The sequence below is a fragment of the Methylorubrum podarium genome (assembly GCF_022179745.1).
In the GTDB taxonomy this organism is placed as follows: Bacteria; Pseudomonadota; Alphaproteobacteria; order Rhizobiales; family Beijerinckiaceae; genus Methylobacterium; species Methylobacterium podarium.
This window is the reverse complement of the sequence record NZ_BPRD01000027.1, coordinates 1-8,357: the sequence shown is the minus strand read 5'-3', so window position 1 is coordinate 8,357 and position 8,357 is coordinate 1. Positions and strand designations below refer to the sequence as shown.

The 8,357-nt window shown below is 73.9% G+C and carries 5 protein-coding genes; 3 read left to right on the top strand and 2 right to left on the bottom strand.

Going from position 1 to position 8,357, the window contains the following annotated elements:
• The coding region (locus MFF42_RS01380; RefSeq protein ID WP_238253851.1) for a UvrD-helicase domain-containing protein at positions 1 to 455 on the bottom strand (455 nt) is incomplete at its 3' end.
• Positions 456 to 570: 115 nt separating this feature from the next.
• Here MFF42_RS01380 and MFF42_RS01375 point away from each other — a divergent pair.
• The 3 genes from MFF42_RS01375 to putA all read left to right on the top strand — a co-directional run bounded on the left by MFF42_RS01375 (position 571) and on the right by putA (position 7,925).
• Entirely contained in the window at positions 571 to 810 is a 240-nt protein-coding gene (locus MFF42_RS01375; protein ID WP_238253843.1) for a hypothetical protein, read from the top strand.
• Positions 811 to 981: 171 nt separating this feature from the next.
• Complete coding sequence (locus MFF42_RS01370; protein ID WP_238253836.1) at positions 982 to 4,509, top strand: AsmA family protein; 3,528 nt, start codon at positions 982 to 984, stop codon at positions 4,507 to 4,509.
• 308 nt (positions 4,510 to 4,817) lie between these two features.
• On the top strand, positions 4,818 to 7,925 hold the full coding sequence (putA, locus tag MFF42_RS01365) for a bifunctional proline dehydrogenase/L-glutamate gamma-semialdehyde dehydrogenase PutA (RefSeq protein WP_238253832.1): 3,108 nt from the start codon (positions 4,818 to 4,820) through the stop codon (positions 7,923 to 7,925).
• A gap of 4 nt (positions 7,926 to 7,929) precedes the next feature.
• Here the strand turns inward: putA and MFF42_RS01360 are convergent, their stop codons facing one another.
• Positions 7,930 to 8,172 (bottom strand): DUF2188 domain-containing protein, encoded by a 243-nt coding sequence (locus MFF42_RS01360; RefSeq protein WP_238253830.1) that lies wholly within the window; start codon positions 8,170 to 8,172, stop codon positions 7,930 to 7,932.
• Between the last annotated feature and the right edge of the window lie 185 nt (positions 8,173 to 8,357).

The following is an 8,357-nucleotide window of genomic DNA, read 5'->3' as shown; positions in this document are numbered from 1 at the left end:
TCGTCGGTGCCGAGGATCGTGAAATCGGATTTGAGCCCGACGAGCTCCGCGTGGCGGCGCAGGATCTTGGTGCCGATGGCGTGGAAGGTGCCGAGCCAGGGCATGCCCTCGCCCGCCGGCCCGATCAGCTGGCCGATGCGGTGCTTCATCTCGCGGGCGGCCTTGTTGGTGAAGGTCACCGAGAGGATGTCGTAGGGCCGCGCCTTGGCCGTCGCGATCAGGTGGGCGATGCGCGTCGTCAGCACCCGCGTCTTGCCGGTGCCGGCGCCCGCGAGCACCAGCACGGGGCCCTCCGTCGCCTCCACGGCGCGGCGCTGCTCCGGGTTGAGGCCGGAGAGGTAGGAGGCGCCCTCGGGCCGCAGGGCGGCCATGGCGCGGGCGGCGATGGAGGTCGGGGCCGACGGCGCATCGTCGTCGGACGGGCGCGGCCGGATCGCGTCAGGCTCTTGCATCATGCGCGCATCCCTGGACCAAAAGGCGAACGCCGTCGAGACCCGATCCGGAACCGGCGGCCACCCTTACGCGTCACTCCGGCAACCTGAAACCGACACCGATGAAGGACACGAGGCCATGCGCGCCCCGTCTCTCGCCCTCCTGACCCTGCTCGCCGCCCTCACGCCGGCTCTCGCGCAGAGCCCCGGAAACCGCGGCGCCACCAGCCGGCAGAACGAGGGGTTCGAGTACCGCAATCAGAACCGCAACTTCGAGCAGCGTCAGACCTTGGAGAACAGCGCGGTCCGCAATCAGATCCAGCGCGCGCCGCTCAACGTCCCGCCGCCCGCCGGTCCCGCCTACGGCCCTCGGCGCTGACGAGGCGCTGACGACGGGCTGAAGCTTAAGCGCGAGGTGCGGGCGGGCCGCAGCTTGTGCTATGGCCGCGGGAACGGAGTTTTGCGCGCCTCCTCCAGGCTTCGTCCCTTCGGACGCGCGTGAGACGCGAACGGAGTCCTGCGGCCCGCAGGCCAGGCGGAAGCGATAACGGTGCGTGATATCCTGACCGCGCTCGCGGGCGCCGTCGTGCTGGTCCTCGTGGTGGCCCTGGCCGTGCCGCCCTTCATCGACTGGTCGGGCCATCGCGCGCTGATCGATCGCACGCTCACCGAATCCCTCGGCGCCGGTGCCCGCAGCGAAGGCGCGATCGACCTGCGCCTGCTGCCCTCGCCGCATCTCCGCCTCGCCCGGCTCCGGCTCGGCGCGGAGGACGGACCGACGCTGGACGCCCAGACCGTCGATGCGGAGATCGCCCTCGCGCCGCTGCTCAAGGGCGAGGTGCGCTTCGTCCAGACCTCGATCGAGCGCGCGCGACTCGTCCTGCCGGTCTCGGACGAGGCGCTGCTGCTGCCGCGCGACGCGCAGGCGCTCCGGCGCGACATCGTGATCGACGACCTGCGCATCCGGCGCCTCGCCGTCGCCACCGCGCGGGCCGGCGCACCGCCGCAGGAACAGTTCACCGCCGAGAACCTGCGGCTGCGGGCTCCGGCCCTGGCCGGCCCATGGCTGGCGGAGGGGACGGCGAAGGGAAGCCCGTTCCATCTCGCCACCAGCACGGCCGGCAGCGACGGCAGCTTCTCGATGAAGCTCACGGGCGGCGGCGACACCATGCCCCGCCTGGAGCTCGATGCCCGCATCGCCCTCAAGCCCGAAGAGGAAGCGGACGGCGGCCGGGCGCGCCGCGGCCTCGTGCCGGAGGCGGAAGGCACGGCCCGCCTCACCGTCGGACCGCCGGTCCAGCCGGCCGGCGCCGTCCTCCCGCTCACCCTGGCCGCAAAGTTCGAATCGCGCGGCCCCGTGGCTCAGGCGAAGTCGGTCGAGATCGAACTCGATCCCGGCGGCAAGGCGGCGCGGCTCTCGGGCAGCGGCCGCCTCGACCTGCGCGAGGCCCGTCTCGGCCTGACGCTCCGCACCCGTCGCCTCGACCTCGACGGCCTGCTCGTCTCCGGCGGTGGGCGCGGCCTGCTGGCGCAGGGACTGTCCTCCGGCGCCCTGACCCCGCCGATGCTGCTCGATCTCGACCTCGCCGCCGAGAGCGTGGCGCTCGGCCTGGACGACTGGACCGGCGTCGCGTTCCGCGGCACGTTCGACCGCGCGGGCGGGCTCGTGCTCCGGCGCTTCGAGGGCACGGCGCCCGGGTCGGCGAGCGTCGCGGCGACCGGCGAGGCCGAGCTGTCGGGCGCGCCCCGCTTCACCGGCCATCTCGATGTCGCCGCCCGCAACTCGGAGGCGCTCGGGCGCTATCTCGGCCGGATCGGCGCCGAGGCGAGCGTCGCGGCGATCCTCGACGGGCGCGCCTTCGAGCTCGGCACCGACCTTTCGGCGGCCGGCGGCGACCTCTCGCTGCGCAACCTGCGCCTCGCCCTGGGCGAAGCCCGCGTCACCGGCAATGCCCGCTACGTTCGAGCCGACGCGAACGGGCGCGGGCGCTTCGACGCGCAGCTCTCCGCCAGCGGCATCGACATCGCCGAACTGCCGCCGCTCGGAGACCTGATGTCGGGTCTGCACCGGCACGATCTCGGTCTGACGCTGCGGGCGCGCGACGTCCGCTACGGACCCTCCGGCGCCAATTCGGGCAACGGCACCATCGCGGTGAGCCTGCAATCGGACGGCGCGAGCCTTGTCGTCGACACCCTCGACATCGCCGACCTCGCGGGGGCGAGCGCGCAGCTCGCCGGGCGGATCGCGCCGGACGGGTCGGGCCGGATCGAGGGTCGCGTGACCGCCGGCAAGGCGGCGCCGCTGCTCGCTCTGCTGGAGCGCGGCTTCCTGCCCGAGGCCCGCCTCGTACCGCAGAGCTTCCGCCAGAGCGGGCTCGCCCTCGACCTGACCCTGGAGCGCGAATCGGGCGAAGCGGATGCGCTGCGTGCCCGCGCCAAGGGCCGGACCGGCGAGGGCGATCTCGACCTCGCGCTCCTGACCCGCGTCGGGCGGATCGACCGCCTCGATGCCACGCTGACGACGCCGAGGACCGGCCGCTGGTTCGGCCGCGACGACATCGCCGCCCTGCGCCAGCCCGGTCGGCTGCGGCTGACCGGGACCCGCTCCGCGGTCCAGGCCGGCCAGGACGGCGCGCCGCTCGCCCTCGACGTCGAGGGCGATCTCGCCGGCCTCGTCCTCTCGACCGCGCGCCCGATCCTGCTCGACGGCCTCGACCGTCCGCCGACCGGCGGGGCGATGCGGGTGCAGGCACCCGACCTCACGCCCTTCCTGATCCTTGCCGGCAGCGCCGCTCCGCCGGCCGGGCCGCTGCCCGCCTCGCTCACCGTCGACCTGTCGCGCCGGAACGCGGCTTTGCATGCCGATGTCTCGGGGCAGGTGGCGGGGAGCGATCTCACCGCCGCCCTCGACCGCGCGCCGGACGGTGCGCTCACCGGCACCGCGACGCTCAGTCGTCTGTCCCTGCCGGCGCTCGCGGCGGCGACGGTGCTGCCCGCCGACGGCAGCGGGCGCTTCACCGCCGTGCCTTCCCAGCCCCAGCTCAGCCTGGGCCTCAAGATCGGCCAGCTCGATCTCGGCCGGGGCCTCGTCGCCGAGGCGGCGAGCCTGACGGTCGTGCGCGAGGGCGACGCGCTGAGCCTGCGCGATCTCTCGGCCGGACTCGCCGGAGGACGGCTCGGCGGCACCGTCACCCTGGCCCGGCCGGCGGGCGGCGCCGCGCTGTCGGGCGAGGGCAGCCTCGACAATGCGGATCTCTCTGGGCTGATCGGGACCGGGCCGATCGCCGGCCGGCTCTCGGCGACCCTGCGGTTCGGCGCCACCGGCGTGAGCGTAGCCGCCCTGGCGAACGACCTCTCGGGCAACGGCGAGATTCGGCTTGCCGACCTCGTGCTCCCCGGCGCCGACGCGGGCGCCCTCGACCGGGCGCTCGGCAAAGCTCTGGTCGAGGACGATCCGTTGCGCGAGGGCCGGCTCCAGGCGCTCGTGTCGGAAGAGCTCTCGACCGGACCGCTCCGGGCGAAGGGACCGGTCTCCGCAGCCTTCACCCTGTCGAGCGGCACGCTGCGCACGGGGCCGTTCGGGATCGATCTCGGTCCGGCACGCTGGAACGGCACGCTTCAGGTCGATCTGCGCAACCGGAGCCTCGACGCCCGCGGCGCCCTGACGGCAGCGGCCGGGCCGAAGGGCTGGTCCGGGGCGTCGCCCTCGATCCAGCTCGGGTTCGCCGGCCCGCTCACGGCACCCGAGCGGCGGCTCGACACGGCGCCGCTGACCACTGGGCTCGCCGCCCTCGTCCTCCAGCGCGAACTCGAGAAGATCGAGCTGTTCGACGCCGACCAGAGCGAGCGCCAACGCCGCCGCGCCCGGATCGAGATGGACCGCGCGCGGGTCGCGGCCGAGGAGGCGGCGCGGCAGGCCCGGATCAAGGCGCAGCAGGCCGCCGAGGAGGCGACGCGCCAAGCCCGCCTGCGGGAGGCGGAGGAGGCCGCCCGCCGCGCCCGCATGGAGGCCGAGCCGGCCCCCTCGGCACCGGAGGCGCCGCCCCTCGACATCAGCCCGCCCGGCGTCAGGCCCTGAGAGCTCACTGACTGGCTGATCCTATCAAACCCCCTCATCCTGAGGTGCTGCGAAGCAGCCTCGAAGGAGGGCTCCAGGGATCGCGCGACATCTGGAGCCCTCCTTCGAGGCTTCGCTTCGCTCCGCACCTCAGGATGAGGGGCAGGACTGGAACGATCGCGCCTTCGAGTCGCCTCGGTGTCGAAGAGATCGAGTGAAACAGGTTCTGAGAGTCGTTGGCGCCGGAACGGCGAAACGGGTCGAAGTCGCTGACGTCGGGAGGCAGAAAATCGGCCTGTCGGAAGACAGAGAGGGTGCTACTCTCTCCCATGGTCCAGGGCCCCATGTCCGCTCCCCGCTTTCAGGCTCCCTACGCTCCGGATGACGCCGCCCTGGCCGAAGCGCTGCTGCGCGAGGCGCCGCTCCCGGCCGGCGCGGAGGCGGCGGTCGATCGGCTCGCCTCGGACCTGATCGAGGCGATCCGCGCGGATGCCGGCCACGGCGCGGTCGAGGCCCTGCTGCGGGAATACGCCCTGACGACCCGCGAGGGCCTCGCCCTCATGAGCCTCGCCGAGGCGCTGCTGCGGGTGCCCGACCCGGCCACCGCCGACCGGCTGATCGCCGACAAGCTGCGCGAGGGCGATTTCGCCCACCACGCGGTGCGCTCGGAGAGCGGGCTCACCCATGCCGCGTCCTGGGCGCTCGGTCTCGGCGCCCGCATCGTCGGCCCGCAGGACACGCCCGAGGCGACGCTGGGCGGCATGGTCCGCCGCCTCGGCCGCCCGGCCGTGCGCGCGGCGGCGCACCGGGCGATGCGGGTGATGGGCGGCCAGTTCGTGCTCGCCGAGGAGATCGGCGCGGCGCTCAAGCGCGCCGGCTCGGGCGCCGCCCGGCGGTCGCGCTACTCGTTCGACATGCTGGGCGAGGGCGCCCGCACGGCCGACGACGCGGAGAGCTACCGCCAGGCCTATGTCCGCGCCATCGCGCGGATCGGCCGCGAGGCCGGCAACGCACCGTTGCCGGCCCGGCCAGGCATCTCGGTCAAGCTCTCGGCGCTGCATCCGCGCTACGCGCCGACGCAAGCCGCGCGGGTCATGGCCGAGCTGGTTCCGGTGGTGCGCGACCTTGCCCGCGACGCCCGCGCCCACGACCTCAACTTCACCCTCGATGCCGAGGAGGCGGAGCGGCTCGAACTCTCCCTCGACGTCTTCGCCGCCGTGCTGGCCGACCCGGCGCTCGCCGGCTGGGACGGGTTCGGCCTCGCGATCCAGGCCTATTCGAAACGCTGCCTGCCGCTGATCGACCACGTCGCGGCGCTCGCCGAGCGGTACGACCGCCGGCTGATGGTGCGCCTCGTCAAGGGCGCCTACTGGGACACCGAGGTGAAGCTCGCCCAGATGCAGGGGACGGCCGACTATCCCGTCTTCACCCGCAAGGCGATGACGGACCTGAACTACCTGGCCGCCGCCCGGCGTCTTCTCGCCCACCGCCCGCGGCTCTACCCGCAATTCGCCACGCACAACGCGCTGACGGTGGCGAGCGTGCTCGGCTTCGCCGGGCACATCGACGGGCCGGCGACGGACGAGGCGGGGTTCGAGTTCCAGCGCCTGCACGGAATGGGCGAGGCGCTCTACCAGCGGCTCGCCGAGCGCGCGCCCGGCATCGGCCAGCGCGTCTACGCGCCGGTCGGCGGCCACCGCGAATTGCTCGCCTATCTCGTCCGCCGGCTGCTGGAGAATGGCGCGAATTCCTCCTTCGTCGCCCGCGCCGCCGATCCCGCGGTGCCGGTGGCCGAGCTTCTCGCCCAACCCCAGACCCTGGTCGAGACGCCCTCGCAGGCCCGGCATCCCAAAATCCCGCTCCCGCGCGACCTGTTCGGGCGCGGGCGGCGCAACTCGCCGGGACTCGCCTTCGGCGACGGCGCGTCGCTCCGGCGGCTGACCGAGGCCGTCGCGTCGGCCGCCGGCCCCGCCGAGGCGGCGCCGATCATCGACGGTGCCACCGGGGCCGGCCGCGCCCGGCCGGTGGCGAGCCCCATCGACTCCGCCACGCTCGGCAGCGTCGTCGAGGCGGATCCCGCCACCGCGTCCCTCGCCATGGAGGCCGCCGCCCGCGGCTTTCCCGCCTGGGCCGCGACGCCGGCCCGCGAGCGGGCGGCCTGCCTCGAGCGGGCGGCGGAGGCCTTCCTGCGGGAGCAGGGCCGGCTCCTTCACCTGCTGCAGGCGGAGGCCGGCAAGACCCTCGACGATGCCTTGGCCGAGTGGCGTGAGGCGATCGACTTCCTGCGCTACTACGCGGCGCAGGGGCGTGACCTCTTCTCCGAGCCGGAGAACCTGCCCGGCCCGGCGGGCGAGGCCAACAGCCTGAGTCTCGTCGGGCGGGGCGTGTTCGTCGCCGTCTCGCCCTGGAATTTTCCGCTCGCCATCTTCACGGGGCAGGTCGCGGCGGCGCTGATGGCGGGCAATGCCGTCGTCGCGAAGCCCGCGCCGCAGACGCCGCTGGTGGCGGATCTCGCCGTGCGGCTGCTGCAGGGGGCCGGCATTCCGGGCAGCGCCCTGCATCTCGTTCCCGGCGGCCCCGAGACCGGAGCCACGCTGATGGGGCATCCGGCGCTCTCCGGTGTCGTCTTCACCGGCTCGACCGCGACCGCGCAGCGGATCAACCGGGCGCTCGCCGCCCGCGACGGCGCGATCCTGCCGCTGATCGCCGAGACCGGCGGCATCAACGCGATGATCGTCGATGCCACGGCGCTGCCCGAGCAGGTGGCCGACGACGTGGTCACCTCGGCCTTCCGCTCCGCCGGCCAGCGCTGCTCGGCCCTGCGCCTGCTCCTGGTGCAGGAGGACGTGGCCGACCGGATGATCGCGGCGGTGGCCGGCGCGGCGCGAGAGCTCGCAGTCGGCGATCCCCGCGATCTCGCCACCGATCTCGGCCCGGTCATCGACGCGGAGGCCAAGGGGCGGCTCGACGCGCATATCGCAGCCCTGTCCGCCTCGGCGCGCCCGCACTTCGCCGGGCGGTCGCCGGGCGGATTGTACGTGGCGCCCCACCTCTTCGAGATCGGCGGCGTCGCCGACCTGCGTGAAGAGGTGTTCGGGCCGATTCTCCACGTCGTCCGCTACCCGGCGGACGGCCTCGCGCGGGTCGTGGACGAGATCCGGGCCGGCGGCTACGGGCTCACCCTCGGTATCCACTCGCGCATCGAGGAGGCGGCGGAGCGGATCGCCGAGGCCCTGCCGCACGGCAACGTCTACGTGAACCGCAACATGATCGGCGCGGTGGTGGGTAGCCAGCCCTTCGGCGGCACAGGTCTCTCCGGCACCGGCCCGAAGGCCGGCGGACCCCACTACCTCGCCCGCTTCGCCACCGAGCGGACGCTGACCGTCAACACCGCGGCGGCGGGCGGCAGCGTCGGGCTCATTACCCTCGACGGCTGAGGCGTCAGTCTTCCGCGACCCGCGCGACCGGACGGTCGCTGCCCTGCGCGGTCTCGTCGTGCCATTGCCCGCTGCCGTCCTGGTAGCGAATGCCCTCGGTCGAACCCGGCACCTGCTGCTCTGCAGCCGCGGCCTGGGCCGCCTGGAGCGCCTCCTGGCGGCTCGGGAAGGTCTCGGAGAAGACGTCCCCGACCTTGTAGGCGAAGCCGCCGTCGTGCTCGACGATGTGATAGGTCACTTCGGTCATCGCAAAAAATCCCGTTCGTTTCCGGCGCGCATTGCTCGCGCGTGCTGGAGCCCGAACTGGTCGAAATGCCGGAGGTTCCGTTTCCCCGGCCTCAATGCCGCGTCGGCGCCCGGCGCGGGATGCGCGCCACCGCGGCCTCGCAGCCGGCGATCAGCGAGCCGCGCACGTCGTCCGGATCGAAGCCG

Excerpts from the sequence above, each read along its gene's own strand:
- MFF42_RS01375 (WP_238253843.1), top strand. The coding sequence starts at position 571 with ATGCGCGCCCCGTCTCTCGCCCTCCTGACCCTGCTCGCCGCCCTCACG.
- putA (WP_238253832.1), top strand. The coding sequence starts at position 4,818 with ATGGTCCAGGGCCCCATGTCCGCTCCCCGCTTTCAGGCTCCCTACGCT.
- MFF42_RS01360 (WP_238253830.1), bottom strand. The coding sequence starts at position 8,172 with ATGACCGAAGTGACCTATCACATCGTCGAGCACGACGGCGGCTTCGCC.